Source organism: Streptomyces sp. NPDC048277 (genome assembly GCF_040652235.1).
Classification (GTDB): Bacteria; Actinomycetota; Actinomycetes; order Streptomycetales; family Streptomycetaceae; genus Streptomyces.
On record NZ_JBEZLQ010000001.1, the window covers coordinates 472,171 to 496,103 of the forward strand.

Below are 23,933 nucleotides of genomic sequence, written 5' to 3' on the forward strand. Positions count from 1 at the left end.
GATCACGCGGGCCATGCAGATCACGCGGGCCATGCGGGCCATGCGGGCCATGCGGACCATGCGGATCACGCGGATCACGCGGACCATGCGGACCATGCGGATCACGCGGATCACGCGGACGACGCAGACCACCCGGACCGCGCGGATCACGCGGACCATGCGGACGACGCAGACCACCCGGACCGCGCGGACCACCCGGACCACGCGAACGACGCGGATCGCGCGGACCGCACATCGGCCGGACCGGCCCGTCCGGCCGGCTCTCACCCCGCCTACGTCATCTACACCTCCGGCTCCACCGGCCGCCCCAAGGGCGTCGTCGTCACGCACGACGCCATCGTCAACCGCCTGGCCTGGATGCAGGCCGCCTACCGGCTGGACCACACCGACCGGGTGCTGCAGAAGACGCCGTTCGGCTTCGACGTCTCCGTCTGGGAGTTCTTCTGGCCGCTGCTGGAGGGCGCCGCCCTGGTCGTGGCGAGGCCGGAGGGGCACAAGGACCCCGCCTATCTGGCCCGCACCATCCAGGAACAGCGGATCACCACCGTCCACTTCGTGCCCTCGATGCTCGCCTCCTTCCTGGAGGAGCCCTCTGCGGCCGGCTGCCGTTCGCTGCGCCGGGTGGTGTGCAGCGGCGAGGCGCTGTCCGAGCAGGTGCAGAACCGCTTCCACGAGGTGCTCGACGTACCGCTGCACAACCTGTACGGCCCCACCGAGGCCGCCGTCGACGTGACCTTCTGGGAGTGCCGCCCCGGCCCCGGCCCGGTCCCCATCGGCCGGCCCATCTGGAACACCCGCCTGTACATCCTCGACGCGGCGCTGCGCCCGGTGCCGGTGGGCGTCGCCGGCGAGCTGTACCTCGCCGGGACGGGCCTGGCCCGCGGCTACCTCAACCGCCCCGCGCTGACCGCGGAGCGCTTCCTCACGGATCCGTTCGGACCGGCCGGTGCCCGGATGTACCGCACCGGGGACCTCGCCCGTTGGCGTCCCGACGGTGTGGTGGAGTACCTCGGACGGGCCGACGATCAGGTGAAGATCCACGGTTTCCGGATCGAGCTGGGTGAGATCGACGCGGTTCTGGCCCGGGTGCCGGGTGTCGCCCGCAGTGCGGTGGTGGTGCGGGAGGAGGGTCCGGGGGAGCGCAGGCTGGTCGGTTACGTCGTTCCGGAGCCCGGTGTGGAGTGCGTGCCGGACGTCGTGCGCGAGGCGCTGGCCGTCACGCTGCCCGAGTACATGGTCCCGGCCGTGGTCGTGGTCGACGACCTGCCGCTCACCCCCAACGGCAAGCTCGACCGCAGGGCCCTGCCCGCCCCCTCGGTCTCCGCCGCCGTCTGCGCCCCGCCCGCCACCGAGACCGAGGAACTCGTCGCCGACCTGTGGGCCGAGATCCTCGACGTCCCCGCGATCGGACGCCACGACAGCTTCTTCCGCCTGGGCGGCCACTCGCTCAGCGCCACCCGGGTGATGGCCCGGCTCCGCCACTCCCTGGGACTGGAACTGCCCCTGCACACCCTGTTCGACCACCCCACCGTCGCCGGGCTGGCCGGCGCCGTAGAAGCCGCACTGCTGGAGGACCTCTTCCGCACCGGCAGCGAGCGGCCCCACATCCACCAGGGAGAGATCGCGTGACCATCGAGGACAGCCGACCGATCGAGGCGTCCGCGGCGGACCGGCTGGCGGCCGCCCGGGACCTGCTCCGGCGCCGCGTCCGGGCCGCCCGCGACCAGCGGACCGACCGCCCCGCCTCCGTCATCCCCGCGAGCCCGGCCGAATCCGTCGCGTCCTTCGCCCAGGAACGGCTCTGGCTCACCGACCGCATCCTCGGCGACACCGCCGGCTATGCGGTGCCCGAACTGCTGCGGCTGCGCGGCCCGCTGGACACCGACCGGCTGCGGCACGCCCTGACCGCCGTCGTACGGCGCCACGAACCGCTGCGCACCGTCTTCGAGGAGTACGACGGCACCGCCCGCCCCGTGCTCCTGCCACCCGGCGACGTGCCGCTGCCGGTCCGGGACCTGCGCGGCGCGGACGACGCCGACCGCGAACGCCGCGCCGTGGAACTGGCCGTCGAGGACGCCCGCAAGCCCTTCGACCTGGCCGCGGGGCCGCTGGTGCGGGCCCTGCTCGTCCGGCTCGCCGACGACGACCACCTGTTCCTGCTGACGGTCCATCACATCGCCACCGACGGCTGGTCGATGACCCTGCTGTGGAAGGAGCTCGCGGCCGCCTACCGCGCCCCGGCCCCCGGAGCCGAGCTGCTGCCCGCGCTGCCGGTCGCCTACCGGGACTGGGCCCACTGGCAGCGGCAGCGCTTCGAGCGCGGCGAACTGGACGGCTCCCTGCGGCACTGGGAGGAGCGGCTGAGCGGCCTGGCCCCGCTGGAACTGCCCACCGACCGCCCGCGCCCCGCCGCCCGCAGCGGCCGCGGGCAGACCGTGGAATTCACCCTCACTCCCGAACTGACCACCCGGCTACGGCACTTGGCGCGTGCCGCGGACGCCACCGTCTTCATGGCACTGACGGCCGGCCTCCAAGCGCTGCTGGCCCGCTGGAGCGGCCAGGCCGACGTTGCCGTCGGCACCCCGGTGGCGGGCCGCGACCGGGTCGAACTGGAGCCGCTGATCGGCTTCTTCGTCAACACCGTGGTGCTGCGCACCGAGATCACCTCCGCCCTCACCTTCCGCGACCTGCTGGAGCGGGTGCGCCGGGTCACGGTCGACGCCTACGACCACCAGGAGGTGCCGTTCGACCGCCTGGTGCAGCGCCTGCGTCCGGAGCGGACGCCGGCCCGCAACCCGCTGGTGCAGGTCATGATCGCCGCCGCTGAGGACGAGACCGGGGGCTTCGGGCTGCCCGGTGTCTCGGTGGAGCGGGTCCACGCCGACTTCGGCGGGGCCCAGTTCGACCTGAGCGTCTTCGTCACCGAGCGCCCGGACCGCTGCACCGGCTCACTGGTCTTCGACACCGACCTGTTCGACCGCGCCACCGCCGAACGCCTGGTCGCCCACTACGTCCGCCTGCTGGAGAGCGCCGCCGCCGAGCCCGGCCGGCCGCTGGGCGAGCTGGACCTGCTCGGCCTCGCCGAACGGCTGCAACTGGAGCGCTGGCAGGGCCCGGAGCGGGAGCTGTCCACGGCGACCCTCCCCGAGCTGTTCGCCCAGCAGGCCGCGCGAACCCCGGACACCGCCGCCGTGATCTGCGGGGACACCACCCTCAGCTACGCCGAACTCGACCGGCGCGCCGACGCTCTGGCCCGCCGGCTGGCGGCGGCCGGAGTGGGCCCGGAGAGCGCGGTGGGCCTGCTGATGGAGCGGTCCGCCGACCTGGTGACGGCCATTCTGGCGGTCCTGAAGGCCGGCGGCTGCTATGTGCCGCTGAACACCCGCTACCCCGTGCAGCGTTCACACTGGATCCTGGAGCGGACCGGGGCCGTCGTGCTGCTCGCCGACCCGGCCACGCTGACCGACCCCGCCGTCACCGGCTCCCCGGTGCCGGTCCTGGACGTCACCGGCGACCACCGCGACGCCCCGTCGGCCGCGCCCCGGGCCCCGCGCAGCCCCGACCAGGCCGCCTATGTGATGTTCACCTCCGGCTCCACGGGCGAGCCGAAGGGCGTCGTCGTCACCCACGGCAATGTGGCCGCCCTCGCCCTGGACCAGTCCTTCGGTGACGGCCACCGGCGGGTGCTGGCCCACTCGCCGCACTCCTTCGACGCCTCCACCTACGAACTGTGGGTGCCGCTGCTCTCCGGCGGCCAGGTCGTCGTGGCCCCGCCCGGACAGCTGGACACCGCCACCCTCGCACGCCTCGTCACCGAGCACGGGGTGACCTCCCTGTTCATCACCACCTCGCTGTTCAACCTGGTGGTCGAGGAGTGCCCGGAGGCCCTGTCCGGGGTGCGGGAGGTGTGGACCGGAGGCGAGGCCGCGTCGGTCACCGCCTTCCGGCGCGCCCAGGACGCGGCCCCCGGCACGGTTCTCACCAACGTCTACGGGCCCACCGAGACCACCACCTTCGCCACCCGCCACCGGCTGACCCCACCGGCACGCGTCGACGGCCCGCTGCCGATCGGCGGCCCGATGGACAACACGCGGCTGTACATCCTGGACGACACGCTGCGCCAGGTCCCGGTGGGAGTGCAGGGAGAGCTGTTCATCGGCGGCAGCGGCCTGGCCCGTGGCTACCTGGACCGGCCCGCGCTGACCGCCGAACGTTTCCTCCCGGACCCCTTCGGCGCTCCCGGTGCCCGGATGTACCGCACCGGGGACCTCGCCCGTTGGCGTCCCGACGGTGTGGTGGAGTATCTCGGCCGGGCCGATGACCAGGTGAAGATCCACGGTTTCCGGATCGAGCTGGGTGAGATCGACGCGGTGCTGGCCCGGGTGCCGGGTGTCGCCCGCAGTGCGGTGGTGGTGCGGGAGGAGGGTCCGGGGGAGCGCAGGCTGGTCGGTTACGCCGTTCCGGAGCCCGGTGTGGAGTGCGTGCCGGACGTCGTACGCGAGGCGCTGGCGGTCACGCTGCCCGAGTACATGGTCCCGGCCGTGGTCGTGGTCGACGACCTGCCGCTCACCCCCAACGGCAAGCTCGACCAGCGCGCGCTCCCGGCGCCGGCGGACGGCGCCCCGCGCGACTACACCGCCCCGGCCACCCCGACCGAGGAGACCGTCGCCGCCGTGTGGACGGAGGTGCTGGGTGCCGAACGGGTCGGCCGCGACGACGACTTCTTCGCCCTCGGCGGCCACTCCCTGCGCGCCACCCGCGCGGTGTCCCGGCTGAGCGGACGCCTCGGCACCGAGATCCCGCTGAGGACGCTGTTCGAACACCCCGTCCTGCACCGGTTCGCCGCCGCCGTCGACACCCGCACCGCCCCGGCGGCCGCGGACGTCATCGCCCGCCGCCCCGAGGGCCCGGCGGCGCCGCTGTCCTACGCCCAGCGGCGGCTGTGGTTCCTGGACCAGCTCCAGCCCGGACGGCCCGACTACAACATCCCCGTCGTGGCCCGGCTCGACGGCCCCCTCGACGCGGCGGCCCTGGCGGACGCCCTGGGCCTGGTGGTCCGCCGGCACGAGGTGCTGCGGTCCCGGATCACCGTGGAAGACGGACACCCGGTCCAGCTCGTCGAGCCCGCCGAGGTCCTCACCACCGAACTCACCGACCTCTCCGCACTGCCGGCGGACCGGGCCGAGGCGGAGGCGCTGGACCTCGCCCGCGCCGACGCCGCCACCCCCTTCGACCTGACCGGCGCGACGCTGCTGCGGGCCCGGATCGTCCGCACCGCCGAGGACGCCCATCTGCTGGTCCTGGTCCTCCACCACACGGTCGGCGACGGATGGTCCATGCCCGTCCTGTGGCGGGAACTGTCCGCCGGATACGCCGCACTCGTCCGCGGCACCACCCTCGACCTCCCCGAACTCCCCATCCAGTACGCGGACTTCGCCCACTGGCAGCAGCAGCGGATGGACACGGACGGCTTCGCCGCGGAGCTGGACCACTGGCGGGCGCGGCTCGCCGGTACGACCCCGCTGCAGCTGCCGGCCGACCGGCCGCGCCCCCGCGTGCGCTCAGGTGCCGGTGACAGCCTCACCTTCCACCTGCCCGCCGACCTGCGCGACCGCCTGACCGCACTCGGCCAGGAGCACGGCGGCACCCTCTTCATGGTGCTGCTGGCCGGTTTCAAGGCCCTGCTGGCCCGCTGGAGCGGCCAGACCGACGTGGCGGTCGGCACCCCCATCGCCGGCCGCGCCCGGATCGAACTGGAGCCGCTGATCGGCTTCTTCGTCAACACCCTCGTCCTGCGCTCCGACCTGTCCGGCGACCCGTCCTTCCAGGACCTGGTGGCCCGGGTCAGGGACACCGCCCTGGCCGCCTACGACCACCAGGACCTCCCCTTCGACCGGCTGGTCGAGGAACTGCGACCGGACCGCGACCTCAGCCGCAACCCGTTGTTCGACGTGCTCTTCCAGCTCCACCCCGAGCAGCTCGACTCCCTCCCGCTGGACGGCGTGTCGGTGCGGACCGTGGACGTGGACAACGGCACCGCCAAGTTCGACCTCAGCCTCGCCCTCACCGACCTGCCGGACGGTCTGCTCGGCACCCTGCAGTACGCCACCGACCTCTTCGACCGGGCCACCGTCGAGCGCTTCGCCGAGCACTACGTACGACTGCTGCGCGACGCCCTGGCCGACCCCGGCCGCCGGCTGTCCCGCCTGAACCTGCTCACCCCCGAGGAGCGGCTGGCCCTGTACGCCCCGCCCGCGCCCCCGCAGGCGTCCGCCGGCCGACTGCACGGACTGGTCGAGGAGCAGGCCCGCCGCAACCCCGACGCGGTCGCGGTGACGTACGGCTCCGAACACCTCTCCTACGCCGAGCTCAACCGGCGCGCCAACCGCCTGGCCCGGCACATCGGGGAACGCGGAGCCGGCCGGGGCGACACCGTGGCGGTGATGCTCCCGCGCTCCGCGGAGACGGTCGTCGCCGTGCTCGCGGTCCTCAAGGCGGGCGCCGCCTATGTGCCGGTGGACCCGACGCACCCGGCCGACCGGATCCGGACCGTCCTCGAAGACAGCGGGGCCGCACTCGTCCTCGTCCAGGGCGACCGGGCCGCCGTACCCGAGCGGACGCCCGTGCTCGACCTCGACCGGGAACGGGGCCGCACCGAGACCCACGCGGACGGCGACCTGCGGCTGCCGACCGGCCCGGACGATCTCGCGTACGTCATCTACACCTCCGGCTCCACCGGCAGGCCCAAGGGCGTGGCGGTCCGGCACGGCGGCATCACCGGCTACCTCGCGTATCTCACCGGCACCTTCGCCCTGGACGAGCGGGACGTGGTCCTCGCCCGCACCGCCCTCACCTTCGATCCCTCGGTCCGTGACCTGTTCGCGCCCCTGAGCACCGGTGCCCGCGTGGTCGTGGCCTCCGACGACGACGCCAGGGACCCCGCGGCGCTGCTCACCCTGATGGAGGAACAGCGCGTCACCGCGGTCCTGTCCGTCGTGCCCTCGATGCTCGGCGAACTCGCCGCCGCCGCGACCGGCCCGCTCCGCGCCCCGCTGCGCCTGGTGATGACCACCGGCGAGGCCCTCACCGCGGACCGCGCCCGCGACGTCCGCCGCCTGGGCGAAGGGATCCGGCTGGTCAACCAGTACGGGCCCACCGAGTGCACCAACACGTCGACCTACCATGTGGTGACCGACGAGGACATCGACAGCGGCCGCATCCCCATCGGCCGTCCGATCCCCGGCGCCCGCTGCCTGGTCCTCGGCGAACACCTCGAACCGGTGCCGACCGGCGCGGTCGGCGAACTGTTCATCGCCGGACCGGGCGTGGCCCGCGGCTACCTCGGCGACCCGGCCCGCACCGCCGCGGCCTACCTCCCCGACCCCTACGGCCCCGCCGGCAGCCGGATGTACCGCACCGGCGACCTGGTGCGCCGCCGCGCCGACGGCATCCTGGAGTTCCACGGCCGGCGCGACAACCAGGTGAAGGTCCGCGGCCACCGCGTCGAACTGGGCGAGGTGGAGGCGGCCATGCTCCGCCACCCCGGCGTGGCCCGGGCCGTCGCGGCGGCCCACGGACAGGGCGCCGACCGGGAACTCGTCGGCTACGTCGTGTGGACCGACACCGGCGAGCGCACCGCCCTGCTCGACTTCCTGCGCACCGCCCTGCCCGAGGCCGTCGTGCCCTCCGTCCTCGTCGAACTGGACGCCCTGCCCCTGCTGTCCAACGGCAAGGTCAACCGGGCTGCTCTGCCCGCCCCGGAGGGCGAACGGCTGCACCGCGCGTACACCGCGCCGCGTACCGGACTGGAGCGCGCCGTGGCCGACGTGTGGGCCGAGGTGCTCGACTGCGGCCGGGTCGGCGCGCACGACCACTTCTTCGAACTCGGCGGCCACTCTCTGAAGGCAGCCCGGATGGTCTCCCGCCTGCGGGAGGTCCTGGGACGCGAGATCTCGCTGCAACTGCTGTTCCAGCGCCCGGTGATGGCGGACTTCGCCCGCGCCCTGGAGGGTGCCGACCGGGCCGCCTCCGGGATCGAGCCGCTGCCCGAAGGACCGGCACCCCTCTCCTTCGGACAGCAGCGGCTGTGGCTGCTCGACCAGATCCAGCCGGGGCGCCCCGACTACAACATGCCGACCGCCGTGCGGTTCACCGGCCCACTGGACCAGGACGCCGCACTGGCCGCCCTGCGCGGCGTGGTCGAGCGGCACACGGTGCTGCGGTCCCGGATCGCGCTCGGCGACGACGGCCCCCGCCAGCGGACCGAGCCGGCCGGCGTGTTCGCACCGGAACTGGTCGACCTGTCGGACCTGGGCCGCGACCAGGCCGAGGCCCGCGCCCGGGAACTGGCCGAGGCCGACGCCGCCCTCCCGTTCGACCTGGCCCGAGCACCCCTGCTGCGCGCCCGTCTGATCCGGCTCGCGGCCGAGGAGCATCTGCTCGTCGTGGTCGTGCACCATCTCGTCTTCGACGGCTGGTCGGCCGGGGTCTTCTGGTCGGAGTTCCACGCCGGCTACCGGGCGGCACTGGCCCAGGGCCCCGCCCCCACCCCGCCGCCCATCGGCTACCGGGACTTCGCGGCCTGGCAGCGCGAGCGGCTCACCGGCGCGCTGCTGGACGGTCAGCTGGCGTACTGGCGCGAGCGGCTCACCGGGACGGCCTCGCTGGAGCTGCCCACCGACCACCCCCGGCCGGCGACCCCGTCGGGACGCGGCGACCACGTCGACTTCGCCCTCCCCGCGGCGCTCCTCGCGGACCTGCGTGCCGTAGGGCAGCGGGGGAACGCCACGCTGTTCATGGTGCTGCTGGCGGGCTTCCAGGCACTGCTGGCCCGCTGGTCGGGCAGCACGGACATCGCCGTCGGCGCGCCCATCGCCGGCCGCGACCGCGCGGAACTGGAGCCCCTGATCGGCTTCTTCGTCAACACGCTGGTGCTGCGCACCGACCTCTCCGGCGACCCCGCCTTCGAGGAACTCGTGGCACGGGCCAGGGAGACCGCACTGGGGGCCTACGCCCACCAGGACGTCCCGTTCGAACGGCTCGTGGAGCAGGTGCAGCCGGAGCGGGACCTCAGCCGCCACCCGCTGTTCCAGGTGATGCTGGTGCTCAATGACGAGACCGCGCCGCCGCCCGGGTTCCCCGGCCTGGCAGCCGAGCCCGTGGCGCTCAGCAACGGCGGCTCCAAGTTCGACCTGTCGCTGTATCTGACGGAGGACGCCGAGGGGCTGCACGGCCACGCCGTGTTCGCCACGGACCTCTTCGACCGGCGGACCGTCGTACGGATGATGCGGTCCTTCGAGCGGCTGCTCGAAGCCGCCGTGGCCGCACCGGACCGTCCGTTCGGCGAACTGGAACTGCTGGACACGGCGGAACACGACCACCTCGTGCACACCCTGAACGACACGGCCGTACCGCTGCCGGACGAGACCGTCCACGGGCTGATCGCCCGCCGGACGGCCCTTACCCCGGACGCGGTGGCCGTCCGCGACGAACGACGCAGCCTGACCTACGCCGAACTGGACGAGCGGGCGGAACGCCTGGCGGCCGCACTGCGCTCGCGGGGCGTCGGCCCGGAGACGCGCGTCGCCGTGTCCGTGGAGCGCTCGGTTGACCTGCCGGTGTCCTTGCTGGGCGTCCTGAAGGCCGGCGCGGCGTACGTGCCCGTCGACACCGCCTACCCGCGCGAGCGGGTCGAGCTGATGGTCGCCGACAGCGGTGCGCGCGTGCTGCTCACCAGCGGCGACGACCAGATCGGAGCGCGGCTGCCGGCCGGCGTGCAGACCCTGCGGGTCGACCACGCGCTGACGGAGCCAAGGCAGCCGTCCGGTCCCGCGCCCGCGGGATCCGCCGAGGCGCTCGCCTACGTCATCTACACCTCCGGCTCGACCGGCCGCCCCAAGGGCGTCATGGTGCCGCACCGAGGCGTCGTCAACTTCGCCCTCGACATGATCCGCCGGCTGGAGATCACCGAGGAGGACGTCGTCGCCGCGGTGACCACCGCCTCCTTCGACATCGCCGTCATGGAACTGCTGGTGCCGCTCGTGAGAGGAGCCACCGTCCACATCGTCACCAGGGAAACCGCCCGGGACGGCAGCAGACTCGCCAAGCAGCTGGACCGGGCCGGGGCCACCCTCGTCCAGGCCACCCCGGCCACCTGGCACCTCCTCATGCAGGCCGGCTGGCGCAACCCGCTCGTCCGGGCGCTGTGCGGCGGCGAGGCGCTGCCCCCCGTCCTCGCCGAACGCCTGATCGCCGCCGTCGGCAGCGTGTGGAACGTCTACGGACCCACCGAGACCACCATCTGGTCCACCACCCACCGGCTGGGCGACACGGCCCCGGGCCGCCCCGTGCCGATCGGCCGGCCCCTCGCCAACACCCGGGTGCACGTCCTGGACGAACGGCTGCGGGCGCTGCCGGCCGGCGTCTACGGCGAGCTGTACATCGCCGGCGACGGCGTCGTGCGGGGCTACGCCGACCGGCCCGGGCTCACCGCCGAGCGCTTCCTGCCCGATCCGTTCGCGGCACCCGGCAGCCGGATGTACCGCACCGGGGACCTGGTCCGGCGCCTGCCCGACGGCACCCTGGAGTACCTCGGCCGGGGCGACGGACAGGTCAAGGTGCGCGGCCATCGCATCGAACTCGGTGAGATCGAGACCGCGCTGGCCCGCCACCCCGACGTCGCCGAGGCCGCCGTCGCGGTCCGCGGCACCGGAGTGGACGCGATCCTGGTCGGCTACGTGGTGTGGGACGGCCCCACCGGCGACGCGGTGGCGCTGCGCGAGACACTGCGGGAGTCCCTGCCGGACTTCATGGTGCCCTCGGTGCTGGCGGAGCTGGACACGCTGCCGCTCACCCCCAACGGCAAGCTCGACCGCAAGGCACTGCCGGCGGTGGACCCGGCCCGCGCGCGGCAGGATCTGCTGCTGCCCCGCGACGCGCTGGAAGTGCGGATGGCCCGCATCTGGGAACAGGTCCTCGACGTACGGCCGCTGGGCGTGCGGGACGACTTCTTCGCGCTCGGCGGGCACTCCCTGAAGGCGTTCGAACTGATCGCCGCCGTCCGCCAGGACCTGGGCGTCGAACTGCCGCTCAACCTGCTCTTCCGCAAGCCCACCGTGGAACTGCTCTGCGAGGCGCTGCCGGACGCCGGTGCGACCGCCGACCGGCTGGTGGTGCCCCTCGCCGACGGCGACCCGCAGCGGCCACCGCTCTTCCTGCTCCACCCGCGCGGCGGCGACGCCTGCTGCTATCTGCCGCTCGCCCGGGCCCTGGGCGGCACACGGCGGGTCTACGGCGTGGAGGCGGTCGGCTACAACACCGCCGAGACACCGCTGCGGCGGGTGGAGGACATGGCGGAGCGGTACCTGGCGGAGATGCGCCGGATCGCACCGCACGGCCCGTACCTGATCGCCGGCTGGTCCTTCGGCGGGGCGGTGGGATACGAGATCGCCACCCGGCTGGAGGCGGCGGGCGAGACGGTCGCCTTCTTCGGCGCCATCGACACCGCCGCCCCCGGCGAGGAGCGTCGCCGGACCGGCGCGGACGACGAGCCGGACATCGTCCGTTACGGCATCGCGGCCGGTCTGGACGCCACGGAGATCCGCGGGCTGGACGAGGAGTCCCTCGTCGCGGCACTGGTCCACCGGGGGCACGAGCAGGGCAGCCTGCCCCGCCGGGCCCGGACCGACGCCCTGCGGCGGATGCTGCAGGTGGCCGATGCCAACGGCGAGGCGTCGGCGGCCTACCGCCCCGGCGCCGTCCTGCGGGCCGATGTCCGGCTGTTCACGGTCGCCGAGCGGCACGCGGAGCTGGACACCCCACTGGTCGATCCCGCGGCCTGGATCCCGCACACCCGGGGGCGCGTCCACGCGGTCCCCGTGCCGGGCAACCACCACAACCTGCTCGACGACCCGCACGGGGCCGTCCTCGCGGAGCGGCTCTCCGCCGCCCTGGAGCAGGCCGTCTCCCCCTGAACACGGTGTCCGGCCCGGCTGGGCCGGACACCCCGCAACACCACCCACCCGATGGAAACCCAGCACCGAAGGAGCACGTCATGAACGGCATCGCGACGCAGGAATGGACCGTGGTCGTCAACGACGAGGAGCAGTACTCCCTCTGGGCGGGCGACCGGGACATCCCGGCCGGCTGGCACGAGAGCGGGGTGCGCGGCACCAAGGAGGAGTGCCTGTCCCACATCGACCAGGTGTGGACCGACATGCGCCCCCTCAGCCTGCGGCTGGCGATGGACGCCACCCGCTGACCCCTCCGCACCCCACCACCGGCTCCGTGCCCGGCGCCCTGTGCCGGGCACGGAGCCCTTTCCCAGGAGTTCGACGTCCATGAACAGACGTGTGCCACTGTTGACGCTTGTCGTGGTGTCCGCCGTCTCGTCGGTGGGAACCGCCGCGAGCCTGCTCGCCATCCCGTGGTTCGTCCTGCAGAGCACCGGAAGCGGCACCAGCACCGGGGGAGTCGCGGCAGCCGAGACCATCGGCCTGCTGTGCTCCGCCGTCCTCGCCGGTCCTGCCGTGGACCGGCTGCCCGCCCGCACCGCGAGCGTCGCCGCGGACCTGATGACCGCCATGGCCATAGGTCTCGTCCCCCTTCTCCACACGACCGTCGGCCTGCCCCTGCCGGCGCTGGCCGCCCTGGCCCTGCTCGCCGGCGCCGCCCGCGGTCCCGCCGACACGGCCAAGCAGGTGCTGCTGATCGCCGCGATGCGACGAGCGGAGACACCCGTCGAGCGCGGCACCAGCGCCATGGAGGGCGCCCGGCGCATCGGCACCATGGCCGGTGCCCCGCTGGCGGGCCTGCTGGTCGCGTCGGTCGGCCCGGTGCCCACGCTGCTGGCCGACGCGGCCGCCCTGCTGCTCGCCGCGGTCCTCGTCCGCGCCCTCGTACCGGGCGAACCCCCCGCGCCCGCCACCGACGACGGCTCCTACGCGGACCGGCTCCGGGACGGCTTCACCGCCCTGCGCGCCGACCGGCTGATGCGGGCCATGGTGGCTGTACTGATGGTCACCAACACCCTGGACAGCGGCCTCAACGCGGTCCTGTACCCCGCCTACGGCACCCGGGTGCTGCACAGCAGCTCACTGCTCGGCGCGATGATGACCGCGATCGGACTCGGCGCACTCCTGGGGACCGCTCTGCACGGCTGGTTCGGGCACCGCCTGCCCCGCCGAGCCGTCTTCAGCGGCTGCTTCGTGCTGCTCGGCGCACTCCGCTGCGCCCTGCTCGCCCAGCAGCCGTCCACCGCGGTCCTGCTGACGGGCCTGGTGCTCTCGGGCATCGGATCGGGCGTCGTCGGTCCGCTCATGATGTCGGTCGCCTACGAGAGGGTGCCGGAGCGGGTGCGCGGCCGGGTGCTCGGGCTGGTGGTCGCCTGCGCGCTGGCCGCCACCCCGCTGGGCGCTCTCGGCGCCGGACTGCTCCTCGACCGGCTGGATCTGACGACTGCGCTGCAGCTGTTCGGCGGGGTCTATCTGTCGATCGCCCTGGCACCGCTGGCGTTCACGGTGTGGCGGGAACTGGACCCGCCCCGGCTGCCCGCCCGAGCACGGGAAGCCGGGGCGCGGGTGTGACCGGTGTCCACCAGGGACGGCTCCGTCGCGGCGGCCCGGTCGTGCGCCGTTGTCGAGGGGGTGTCACCAGACCAGGGGGTGCAGGGCCAGCACCTGGAGCGTGCACGGTGTGTGCACGGCGTCGAGGGTGTACACGAAGCCGCGCGGCACGTAGAGCACCTCTCCGACCCGCAGTCTCAGCTCCAGCGCGTGCTCCAGGACGGCCGAGCCCAGACCCGGGACCGACGGCTCGACCCGGCCGCCGCAGCTGCCCTTCACCGGCAGCAGCATCAGGTCGGTCTCGGCCGTGTTGCCGTCACTGCTCCCGCCCACCGGCAGCTCCACAAAGGAACTGGTGACCTCGGAGCCCAGCAGGGCACCCAGGGCGGAGGTCAGCTCGGGCAGCTCCCGGCCCGCTCCCGCCACCACCGCGTCGATGCCGTCCGGCCACACCAGGGCCGGACTCCTGTCGCGGTGGACCGACAGACACAGCGCCAGATCCCTCACGAAGTGACCCAGGTCGGCTTCCGCCCCTGCCGAGGCCGGTTCAAAGTCCACGTCCCGCTCACGCTCCCCGTCACACCGGCCCTCCTCTCCCGGCGTGCCGTGGTCCGGGGCCGGCCGCCGGCCACGCGTCCGGCCCGCATGCGCGGCGGATCTGCGTCCGGGGGGAGCAGGTACCGGCGTGCGACGCACCCACGCGTGGACGACCCGTCCCTCGCGCACGGAACATCCGGAACACGAGGTGCCCCGCTGTTCTTCCGTCACATGACCGCAAGGACCGGTGTCGCCGTCGAACGGGCACCCTGCCTGCGGAGTCGCAGTAACTCTCGTGCACGGGACGGTGCTCGGGAAGTCCCGGGTTCACGGTACCGCCCGGGTAGCGGCGGATGTCCGAAAGGGCAGTCACGTGAACCCGGGACAGGGATACCGGGCCGATTCAGCCGATGCGGCCGCTGTCCGCCGCGTCGTCGCCGAGCAGCCCGTGGCGGGCCGCCAGGACACCGGCCTGGAAACGGCTCTCGGCCCCCAGCGTCTCCATGATGTCGGCGATGTGCTTCCGGGCCGTCCTCAGGGACATGCCGAGGCGGCGCGCGATGGTCTCGTCCTTCATCCCGGCCGCCAGCAGCCGCACGATGGTCTGGTCGATGTCCTTGGAGACGGCCTCCAGACCGTCCGCCGCCGCGTCCGAGAACGGCTCCGCGTGGACCCAGTACTGCTCGAACACCTCGCACAGGAAATGCGCGACCGAAGGTTCGCGGATGACGACCGCACCCCATCCGCCGCCCTGATCCGGGATGAAGGCCACCCGGCGGTCGAAGACGATCAGACGGCCGAACAGCTCGTGCGCGGTCCGGTACTCGGCGCCGAGGCCGGACACCATGGCGACGTAGGCCTGACTGGGCCCGTTGAAACGGGCGGTGTGGTGGTACAGGGTGCGCATCCGCACCCCCCGGGAGAGCACCTCCATGTCCCGGGCCAGTGCCTCCTCGAGGGCGGCCGGCACCCGGTTGCCGCCGGGCTGGCTGGTCAGTATCTCCTCGGTGCACTCCGCGGAGGCCCGGTTGAGGGCGGCGCGTACCTCCTTCAGACCGGGGATCACCTCCAGGTCCACGGACACCCGGCGCAGACTGTCGAGGTAGTGGGCGCGCAGACCGGCGAACTCGTCACGTATGCGGTGCAGTTCGGCCTGCTGGACGCGGATCGACGTCTCCAGCGAGTTCGTCATGACCGCGGCCACGAGGTCCGGATCGACCGGACGCAGCCTGGCCGGATCGTCCACGTCCGCCTTTAACAGGCCCAGTTCGGTCAGAGCCGCGACGGCCGCGTCGACGTCGTCCCGGCCCAGATCCAGCTCCCGCGCCGCGCGGTCCGGGTCGAGGCGCTCGTTCCTGACGATCCATCGGTAGAGGGCGACCTCCCGGTGCCCGGGCCCCGCGGACGGTCCAACCATGCTGCTTTCATCCGCTTTGAACATTTCGTCCCCTGTTCGTCTTGCTGCGGGGCAGCTTGGTGAATGGCCGGCTCCATGGCCCGCACGTCACTTGCAGGCGAGTCTGGAAGCACCGGAAGGCGCGCAAACCGCGCATGCCGGCTCCCTTCCCGGAAGCACCGAAAGAATGAGGAGTGTCTCCATGAAGTCCCTCAACCTGGCCGCCGTCGCCGCTCTCGCCGCCGTGGCCCTCGGCTCCGTCGCCCCGTACGCCCCCATGGGTTCTGCGATCATGGCGACGGTCTCCGGGAGCGGGGTGACCACCGACGACACCGGCTGGGGCGGACGGGTCATCGCCGGAAGCACGACGAACGGCGACACCGGCTGGGGTGGACGGGTCATTGCCATCGACAGCGCCGACATCTGATCAGGCTCCGCACACCGCCCTCGTCGCCCGGCCGGGCGATCACTGTTCGGCATGTGCTTCCCCCGTGTCGTATGTCGAACATGTGCCGCACCCTAACCCGCTCCGCCATGTTCATGGCGGCGGCGCGAGGAGGACGGCGACGACGTCCGGCGGCCGGCCCGAGGCCGGGTCCGTCACGACCGACGGGAACGGCTCCGCCGAGGCGGAGTGCCGGGCCCTTCCCACGAGGTGTTCAATCCGCATGAAAGGCACGCTCGTGAGCTTGAGCTCCACCGAGGTACTCGATCTGCTGAGTACGCGCGAAATCGAGGTGCTGGGTCACCTCGCCGAAGGACACACCTACTCCTCCATCGCCCGGCGCATGCATCTCAGCCCGCACACCGTCGACACGTATCTGCGCAGGATCCGGGGAAAGGCGGGGGTCAGCAACCGGGCGCACCTCATGATCCTCGCACTCCAGGTCACCCGGCGCGACGAACCATGGCCGAAGGGAACCTGACAAGACGGTGGTCGGGGAACGGTGGACGGCGGGGCGGGGCACTCTGCCGGTGCCCTCCGCCGGCCCCGCGACCCGGAGGGGGCCGGGAGAGTTCACCGGCCGGATGATCCGCGCCACCCCGCACGGGCACCCGCGGTCGGCCTCTTGAGGTGCACTCATCCCCGGCGTGAACGCCGGGGCCTTCCGCAAGGGCCGGGGCGACCGGGGCCGTGACTGTGGCCACAGCTGGATAACGGACCGGACATTGGGGGTTTTCCGTCTGGTCTACGCGCGTTACGCTGCCGCGGAACCAGCACCTGGTATGGGTGCTTGCACGAAGGAGTCTCGTTCCATGCGCCGGGTGTCCCGAATCGCCGTTGCGGGCGTTGCAACCGCAGCCCTTGCCGTCACCGTTTCAGCGTGCGGCAGCTCGTCCAGTTCGTCCACCGGCAAGGGGGGCGCGTCCAAGGGCGTCGGTCTCGCGTACGACGTCGGCGGCAAGGGCGACCAGTCCTTCAACGACGCCGCCTACGCCGGCTTCCAGAAGGCCGACAAGGAGTTCGGCGTCGCCGGTCGGGACATCGAGCCGCAGGACGGCGAGTCGGACGCGGACAAGGTGCAGCGCCTGGAGACCCTGGCCAAGTCCGGGTACAACCCGGTCATAGGCGTCGGCTTCGCCTACGCGCCCGCCGTCAAGGAGGCCGCCGCGAAGTTCCCGAAGGTCACCTTCGGCATCATCGACGACAACCAGGACCAGGCGAGCAACGTCGCGGACATGGTCTTCCACGAGGAGCAGTCCTCGTACCTGGCCGGCGTCACCGCCGCGCTGACCACCAAGTCGAACACCGTGGGCTTCATCGGCGGCGTGGACGTCCCGCTGATCCACAAGTTCGAGGCGGGCTTCGAGCAGGGCGTCAAGGACACCAAGAAGAACGTCACGGTCAAGGCCCAGTACCTGACCCAGACCGCCCAGGAGGGCGGCTTCTCCAGCCCCGACAAGGGCGAGGCCGCCGCCGAGGGCCAGATCGGCGCCGGCGCCGACGTCGTCTACGCCGCCGCCGGCCTCTCCGGCCAGGGCGTCATCAAGGCCGCCGCCGCGCACAAGGTGTGGGCGATCGGCGTCGACTCCGACCAGTACAGCCAGGCCGCGCTGTCGAAGTACAAGAACTACATCCTGACCTCGGCCCTCAAGAACGTCGAGGGCGCGGTCTACGACCTGGCCAAGTCCGTCATCAAGGACAAGAAGCCGCTGTCCGGCGAGATCCGCGGCTCCCTGACCAACGGCGGCGTCGGCCTGGCCGACTCCAACCCGGTCTTCAAGAACAACGCCACCCTGCAGGCCGCGCTCAAGAAGGCCGAGGCCGGCATCAAGGACGGCTCCATCACGGTCAAGACTTCTTGATCCGGAGCCCTCGGGTCGCTCGGCCCATGGCCAAAAGAACGCCGTAATGACAGCGTTACGGCCACGGAACGGGGTGCGGGGAGGATGACCTTCCCCGCGCCCCCTGCCGTAGATCCGGCATCACAGGACGATCTACGGCGGGGGGACACACCCCGTTCGCGCGGCAGAATGCTCGGAACGGATCGAGAGCCGAAAAAGCTCGGTCAGGTCCGGGCACTATTTAAAGCAGGGGCGCTACGCGCGTAGATGGCCCCTTTCCCTCCCGAGGAGAGTGCGCCATCGACGCGTCCAGCAGCCCTCCGCTCACCGCAGAGACGACAGCCGCGGTCGAGCTGGCGGGGATCACCAAGCGATTCCCCGGTGTCGTGGCCAACCACGACATCCACCTGTCCGTCCGCAAGGGCACCGTCCACGCCCTCGTCGGGGAGAACGGCGCCGGCAAGTCGACCCTGATGAAGATCCTCTACGGCATGCAGAAGCCGGACGAGGGCACCATCGCGATCGACGGCGAGCAGGTCTCCTTCTCGTCCCCGGCCGACGCCATCGCGCGCGGCATCGGCATGGTCCACCAGCACTTCATGCTGGCCGACAACCTGACCGTCCTCGAGAACGTCGTGCTCGGCAGCGAGAAGCTGTACGGCATCGGCGGCAACGCGAAGAAGAAGATCCGCGAGATCTCCGACCGCTACGGGCTCGGCATCCACCCGGACGCGCTCGTCGAGGACCTCGGCGTCGCCGACCGGCAGCGCGTGGAGATCCTCAAGGTCCTCTACCGCGGCGCCAAGACCCTGATCCTCGACGAGCCCACCGCCGTCCTCGTCCCGCAGGAGGTCGACGCACTCTTCGACAACCTGCGCGAGCTGAAGTCCGAGGGCCTGTCGGTCATCTTCATCTCCCACAAGCTCGGCGAGGTGCTGTCCGTCGCCGACGACATCACCGTCATCCGCCGCGGTACGACGGTGGGCACGGCGATCCCGTCCGAGACCACCCCGCGCCAGCTCGCCGAGCTGATGGTCGGCAGCGAGCTGCCCACCCCGGAGACCGCCGAGTCCACGGTCACCGACAGGGCCGTCGTCACGGTGAAGAACCTCACCGTCTACGCCGGCGGCGGCATCGCCTCCCTCGGCGAGGTCGGCGCGCAGCCCGAGACCGCGACCGCCGGTTCGGCCGGCGCCTCGGCGGGCGCCGACGTGCTCACCGAGGCCACCACCCCCGGCGCCGCCAAGCGCGTCCTCGACGACGTCACCTTCACCATCCACGCCGGCGAGGTCATGGGCATCGCCGGTGTCGAGGGCAACGGCCAGACCGAGCTGATCGACGCGCTGATCGGCACCAAGCACGCCGACTCCGGCACGATCGAGTTCCTCGGCGAGGACGTCACCGGCTGGGGGACCCGCAAGCGCCGCGAGTCCGGCGTCGGCTACATCCCCGAGGACCGCCACCGCCAGGGCCTGCTCCTGGAGTCCCCGCTCTGGGAGAACCGCATCCTCGGCCATGTCACCGAGAAGCCCAACGCCAAGGGCTTCTGGCTGGACATCAAGGGCGCCCAGGCCGACACCCGCCGGATCGTCGAGGAGTACGACGTCCGCACCCCCGGCATCGACGTCACCGCCGCCTCCCTCTCCGGCGGCAACCAGCAGAAGCTGATCGTCGGCCGCGAGATGAGCCACAGCCCCAAGTTCCTGATCGCCGCCCACCCCACCCGCGGGGTGGACGTCGGCGCCCAGGCGCAGATCTGGGACCGCATCCGCGAGGCCCGCCGCGAGGGCCTGGCCGTGCTGCTGATCTCCGCCGACCTCGACGAGCTGATCGGCCTGTCGGACACCCTGCGGGTGATCTTCGACGGAAAGCTGGTCGCGGACGCCGACCCGGCCACCATCACGCCCGAGGAACTGGGCTCGGCCATGACAGGTGCCGCCACCGGCCACCTGGAGCATCACGATTCCGACGGTGTGTCCGGGGAGGACCAGGACCGATGAAGAAGTTCGACAAGGAGCGCGTGCTCCTCGCGGTGGCCGGCCCGGTCATCGCGCTCGTCCTGGCGGTCGCGCTCACCTCGATCGTGCTGCTGGCCTCGAACCGCAACCCGTTCGAGCCCTACGTGCTGATGCTCCAGCAGCTGCCGTACTCGGACATCCAGGTCCTGATCATCAACCAGGCGGCGATGTACTACATCGCGGCCATCGCGGTCGCCCTCGGCTTCCGGATGAACCTGTTCAACATCGGCGTCGACGGCCAGTACCGCCTCGCCGCCGTGATGACGGCCGTGGTCGGCGCCAACATCGGCCTGCCCGCCTTCCTGCAGATCCCGATGCTGCTCCTGGTCGCCATGTTCACCGGCGCCTTCTGGGCCGGCATCGCGGGCGTCCTCAAGGTCACCCGGGGGGTCAGCGAGGTCGTCGCCACGATCATGCTGAACGCCATCGCCACCAGCCTCATCGGCTACATCACCCTCTCCAACGTGTGGGGCGTCCAGGTCGGCAACAACATGACGACCGGCGTGATGAAGAAGTCCGGCTGGTTCCCCGGCATCAACCTGGGCTCCGACGTCGGCGACATCTACGGCATGGTCTTCGTCGCCATCGCCCTCGGCATCGGCTACTGGATCGTCCTCAACCGCACCCGCTTCGGCTTCGACCTGCGCGCCACCGGCGCCTCCGAGTCCGCCGCGGCCGCCTCCGGCGTCGACGCCAAGCGCATGGTCCTCGTCTCCATGCTGATCTCCGGCGCCGTCTCCGGCCTCGCGGGCCTCCCGCTGCTGCTCGGCGACTCGCACACCTACAGCCTCGACTTCCCGGCCGGCCTCGGCTTCACCGCCATCGGCATCGCCCTGCTCGGCCGCAACAACCCCGGCGGCATCGCCTTCGCCGCCCTCCTGTGGGCCTTCCTCGACAAGGCCTCCCCTGCCCTCGACTACGCGACCCCGGTCGCGTACGAGAAGGAGATCGCCACGATCATGCAGGGCCTGATCGTCTTCTCCGTCGTCATCTCCTACGAAGCCGTACGCCAGTGGGGCCTGCGCCGCCAGCAGCGCCAGGTCGGCGCGGAGCTCGCCGCGGCCGCCGCCCAGAACACCAAGAAGGAGGTGGCGGCCTGATGTCCACCGCGACCATCGCCAAGCCGCAGGCGAAGCAGCCCGGCAAGGGCGGCCGCCGAATGTCGCTCCCGGTACTCCTGCTGGTCATCGCCGGCGTACTGATCCTCACCTCCGCCGTGCGCCTGATCACCGGCGCCGACGGCATCACCTCGACCGGCCAGATGTCCACCGCGCTGCGCCTCGCCGTGCCGATCGGCCTCGCCGGTCTCGGCGGTCTGTGGGCCGAGCGCGCGGGCGTCGTCAACATCGGCCTCGAAGGCATGATGATCCTCGGCACCTGGTTCGGCGCCTGGGCCGGCTACCAGTGGGGCCCCTGGGTCGGCGTCGTCTTCGGCATCCTCGGCGGTGCGCTCGGCGCCCTGCTGCACGCCGTCGCCACCGTCACCTTCAACGTCAACCACATCGTCTCCGGTGTGGCCCTGAACATCCTCGCCCTGGGCGCCACCCGCTACCTCTCGAAGTTCACCTTCGAGACCGCGGAGGGCGGCTCCTCCAAGCAGTCCCCGCCGATCGACTCACTGGGCACCTTCAGCGTCCCGGGCCTGTCCGACTGGCTGAACACGCTGAACGAGAAGCACTGGTTCCTGATCTCGGACATCGCGGGCCTGGTCGGCGGTCTGCTGACCGACCTCTCCCCGCTGACGGTCGTCGCCGTCGCGCTCGTCCCGATCACGTGGTGGGTCCTGTGGCGCACCGCCTTCGGCCTGCGCCTGCGCTCCTGCGGCGAGAACCCGGTCGCCGCCGAGTCCCTCGGCGTCAACGTCTACAAGTACAAGTACATCGCGGTGATCATCAGCGGCGGCTTCGCCGGCCTCGGCGGCGCCTTCCTCTCCATCGTCGCCTCCAACGTGTACCTGGACGGCCAGACCGCCGGCCGCGGTTACATCGGTCTCGCCGCGATGATCTTCGGCAACTGGATGCCGGGCGGCCTCGCCCTCGGCGCCGGCCTGTTCGGCTACACCGACAGCCTCAACCTGCGCGGCGGTACGGTGAACGTCCACGCGCTGATCCTGCTGATCGCGATCCTGCTGGTGTTCGGCGCCGCCTACCTGGCCTGGCGCAAGAAGTACGTCCCGGCCGCCATCACCATCGTCATCTCGGTCCTGATGTTCATCTGGTACGCCACCACCAACGAGGTCCCGCGCCAGCTCGTGACCGCGACCCCGTACATCGTGACCCTGCTCGTGCTCTCGCTGTCCGCGCAGTCCCTGCGGATGCCGAAGGCCGACGGTCTGCCGTACCGGAAGGGACAGGGCAAGTGACCACCGCGGCCGCCGACTTCGACTGGGAGACCCTGCGCGCACAGGCCCGCGAGGCGATGTCCCACGCCTACGCGCCCTACTCCGGCTTCCCGGTCGGGGTCGCGGCCCTGGTCGACGACGGCCGCACGGTCTCCGGCTGCAACGTGGAGAACGCGTCGTACGGCCTGGGCCTGTGCGCCGAGTGCGGACTGGTCTCCGAACTCCAGCGCACCGGCGGCGGCCGCCTCACGCACTTCACCTGCGTGGACGGCACGGGCGGGCTCCTCGTCCCGTGCGGCCGCTGCCGCCAGCTCCTCTACGAGTTCGGCGGCCCGGACCTCCTCCTGGACACACCGGAAGGCGTCCTGCCGCTCTCCGAGATGCTCCCCCAGGCCTTCGGCCCGGCCCATCTCACCAAGTAATCCCGTACGGCCCCTCCCCGCCCGTCGCCCGTCGGCAGCCGCCCGGAGGGGCCGTACGCTTCGCACCACTTTGAAGGGAACGTCATGGCCATGGACGCCATCTCCGTCATCCGCACCAAGCGGGACCGCGGTGAGCTCGCCGACGAGCAGATCGACTGGGTCATCGACGCGTACACGCGCGGCGAGGTCGCCGACGAGCAGATGTCGTCGCTCGCGATGGCCATCCTCCTGAACGGCATGAACCGCCGCGAGATCGCCCGCTGGACCGCCGCGATGATCGCCTCCGGCGAGCGCATGGACTTCTCCACGCTGTCCCGCCCGACCGCCGACAAGCACTCCACCGGCGGCGTCGGCGACAAGATCACCCTCCCGCTGGCGCCCCTCGTGGCGGCCTGCGGCGCGGCCGTCCCCCAGCTCTCCGGACGCGGCCTCGGCCACACCGGCGGCACCCTCGACAAGCTGGAGTCGATCCCCGGCTGGCGCGCCCTGCTCTCCAACGAGGAGATGCTGCACGTCCTCGACACCACCGGCGCGGTGATCTGCGCGGCGGGCGACGGCCTGGCCCCGGCCGACAAGAAGCTCTACGCGCTCCGCGACGTCACCGGCACGGTCGAGGCGATCCCGCTGATCGCCTCCTCGATCATGTCGAAGAAGATCGCCGAGGGCACCGGCTCCCTGGTCCTGGACGTGAAGGTCGGCACCGGCGCCTTCATGAAGACCATCGAGGACGCGCGCGAGCTGGCGTCGACCATGGTGGGCCTCGGCACCGACCACGGCGTGAAGACGGTCGCGCTCCTCACCGACATGTCCACCCCCCTCGGCCTCACGGCGGGCAACGCCCTGGAGGTCCGCGAGTCGGTGGAGGTCCTGGCGGGCGGCGGTCCGGCGGACGTCGTCGAGCTGACCATCGCCCTGGCCCGCGAGATGCTCGACGCGGCCGGCGTGAAGGACGCGGACCCGGCGAAGGCCCTGGCCGACGGCTCGGCGATGGACGTCTGGCGCCGGATGATCGCGGCCCAGGGCGGCGACCCGGACGCGGAGCTGCCGGTGGCGCGCGAGCAGCACGTGATCACGGCTCCCTCGTCCGGTGTCCTGACCCGCCTGGACGCGTACGACATCGGCGTCGCCGCCTGGCGGCTCGGCGCCGGCCGCGCCCGCAAGGAGGACCCGGTGCAGGCGGGGGCGGGCGTCGAACTGCACGCCAAGCCCGGCGACACGGTCACCGCGGGCCAGCCCCTCCTCACCCTCCACACGGACACCCCGGAGCGCTTCGAGTACGCGCTCCAGTCGGTCGAGGGGTCGTACGACATCGCGGCGGCGGGCACGGCCTTCACCGCGTCGCCGGTCGTGCTGGAGCGCATCGCCTGACGA

The 23,933-nt window shown here is 72.2% G+C and carries 16 protein-coding genes and 1 pseudogene; 13 read left to right on the forward strand and 4 right to left on the reverse strand.

What is annotated here, in order from left to right:
• Window positions 1–195 (reverse strand): hypothetical protein (locus tag AB0D85_RS02245; protein ID WP_362313527.1); only part of this gene is annotated, 195 nt, incomplete at its 3' end.
• 24 nt (window positions 196–219) lie between these two features.
• On the opposite strand from AB0D85_RS02245, the pseudogene AB0D85_RS02250 reads away from it, so the two are divergent.
• From AB0D85_RS02250 to AB0D85_RS02270, 5 genes and pseudogenes are all read left to right on the forward strand, one after another.
• A pseudogene (locus tag AB0D85_RS02250) lies at window positions 220–1,275 on the forward strand (amino acid adenylation domain-containing protein); the annotation flags it as partial.
• On the forward strand, window positions 1,252–1,629 hold the full coding sequence (locus AB0D85_RS02255; protein WP_362313446.1) for a phosphopantetheine-binding protein: 378 nt from the start codon (window positions 1,252–1,254) through the stop codon (window positions 1,627–1,629). The pseudogene AB0D85_RS02250 and the gene AB0D85_RS02255, both read left to right, overlap by 24 nt.
• Window positions 1,626–11,972 carry an amino acid adenylation domain-containing protein gene (locus AB0D85_RS02260; RefSeq protein ID WP_362312516.1) on the forward strand — a complete coding sequence of 3,449 codons (10,347 nt, stop codon included), beginning with the start codon at window positions 1,626–1,628 and terminating at the stop codon, window positions 11,970–11,972. The genes AB0D85_RS02255 and AB0D85_RS02260 overlap by 4 nt, the downstream gene beginning before the upstream one ends.
• An 80-nt stretch (window positions 11,973–12,052) precedes the next feature.
• Window positions 12,053–12,259, forward strand: coding sequence for an MbtH family NRPS accessory protein (locus tag AB0D85_RS02265; RefSeq protein WP_362312518.1), 207 nt, complete (start codon window positions 12,053–12,055; stop codon window positions 12,257–12,259).
• 79 nt (window positions 12,260–12,338) lie between these two features.
• Window positions 12,339–13,583, forward strand: coding sequence for an MFS transporter (locus tag AB0D85_RS02270; RefSeq protein ID WP_362312520.1), 1,245 nt, complete (start codon window positions 12,339–12,341; stop codon window positions 13,581–13,583).
• A 63-nt stretch (window positions 13,584–13,646) separates the two neighbouring features.
• Here the strand turns inward: AB0D85_RS02270 and AB0D85_RS02275 are convergent, their stop codons facing one another.
• Entirely contained in the window at window positions 13,647–14,120 is a 474-nt protein-coding gene (locus AB0D85_RS02275) for a hypothetical protein (RefSeq protein WP_362312522.1), read from the reverse strand.
• A 382-nt stretch (window positions 14,121–14,502) separates the two neighbouring features.
• Entirely contained in the window at window positions 14,503–15,516 is a 1,014-nt protein-coding gene (locus tag AB0D85_RS02280; protein WP_362312523.1) for a helix-turn-helix transcriptional regulator, read from the reverse strand.
• 181 nt (window positions 15,517–15,697) lie between these two features.
• On the opposite strand from AB0D85_RS02280, the gene AB0D85_RS02285 reads away from it, so the two are divergent.
• On the forward strand, window positions 15,698–15,922 hold the full coding sequence (locus tag AB0D85_RS02285) for a hypothetical protein (RefSeq protein WP_362312525.1): 225 nt from the start codon (window positions 15,698–15,700) through the stop codon (window positions 15,920–15,922).
• A gap of 111 nt (window positions 15,923–16,033) precedes the next feature.
• Here the strand turns inward: AB0D85_RS02285 and AB0D85_RS02290 are convergent, their stop codons facing one another.
• Complete coding sequence (locus AB0D85_RS02290; protein ID WP_362312527.1) at window positions 16,034–16,165, reverse strand: hypothetical protein; 132 nt, start codon at window positions 16,163–16,165, stop codon at window positions 16,034–16,036.
• A 19-nt stretch (window positions 16,166–16,184) separates the two neighbouring features.
• Here AB0D85_RS02290 and AB0D85_RS02295 point away from each other — a divergent pair, with 19 nt between their 5' ends.
• The 7 genes from AB0D85_RS02295 to AB0D85_RS02325 all read left to right on the forward strand — a co-directional run bounded on the left by AB0D85_RS02295 (window position 16,185) and on the right by AB0D85_RS02325 (window position 23,930).
• Window positions 16,185–16,421 carry a helix-turn-helix transcriptional regulator gene (locus AB0D85_RS02295; protein ID WP_362312529.1) on the forward strand — a complete coding sequence of 79 codons (237 nt, stop codon included), beginning with the start codon at window positions 16,185–16,187 and terminating at the stop codon, window positions 16,419–16,421.
• Between the two features lie 331 nt (window positions 16,422–16,752).
• Window positions 16,753–17,802 carry a BMP family ABC transporter substrate-binding protein gene (locus AB0D85_RS02300; RefSeq protein ID WP_362312531.1) on the forward strand — a complete coding sequence of 350 codons (1,050 nt, stop codon included), beginning with the start codon at window positions 16,753–16,755 and terminating at the stop codon, window positions 17,800–17,802.
• A 278-nt stretch (window positions 17,803–18,080) separates the two neighbouring features.
• A complete protein-coding gene (locus AB0D85_RS02305; RefSeq protein WP_362313449.1) occupies window positions 18,081–19,781 on the forward strand; it encodes an ABC transporter ATP-binding protein in 1,701 nt (566 codons plus the stop codon).
• Window positions 19,778–20,899, forward strand: coding sequence for an ABC transporter permease (locus AB0D85_RS02310; RefSeq protein WP_362312533.1), 1,122 nt, complete (start codon window positions 19,778–19,780; stop codon window positions 20,897–20,899). Before AB0D85_RS02305 ends, AB0D85_RS02310 begins: the two co-directional genes overlap by 4 nt.
• Window positions 20,899–22,161: an ABC transporter permease gene (locus AB0D85_RS02315; protein ID WP_362312535.1), complete on the forward strand. Its 1,263-nt coding sequence runs from the start codon at window positions 20,899–20,901 to the stop codon at window positions 22,159–22,161. Before AB0D85_RS02310 ends, AB0D85_RS02315 begins: the two co-directional genes overlap by 1 nt.
• Window positions 22,158–22,562, forward strand: coding sequence for a cytidine deaminase (locus AB0D85_RS02320; protein WP_362312536.1), 405 nt, complete (start codon window positions 22,158–22,160; stop codon window positions 22,560–22,562). The genes AB0D85_RS02315 and AB0D85_RS02320 overlap by 4 nt, the downstream gene beginning before the upstream one ends.
• A gap of 84 nt (window positions 22,563–22,646) precedes the next feature.
• Entirely contained in the window at window positions 22,647–23,930 is a 1,284-nt protein-coding gene (locus AB0D85_RS02325) for a thymidine phosphorylase (protein WP_362312538.1), read from the forward strand.
• Window positions 23,931–23,933: the final 3 nt, after the last annotated feature.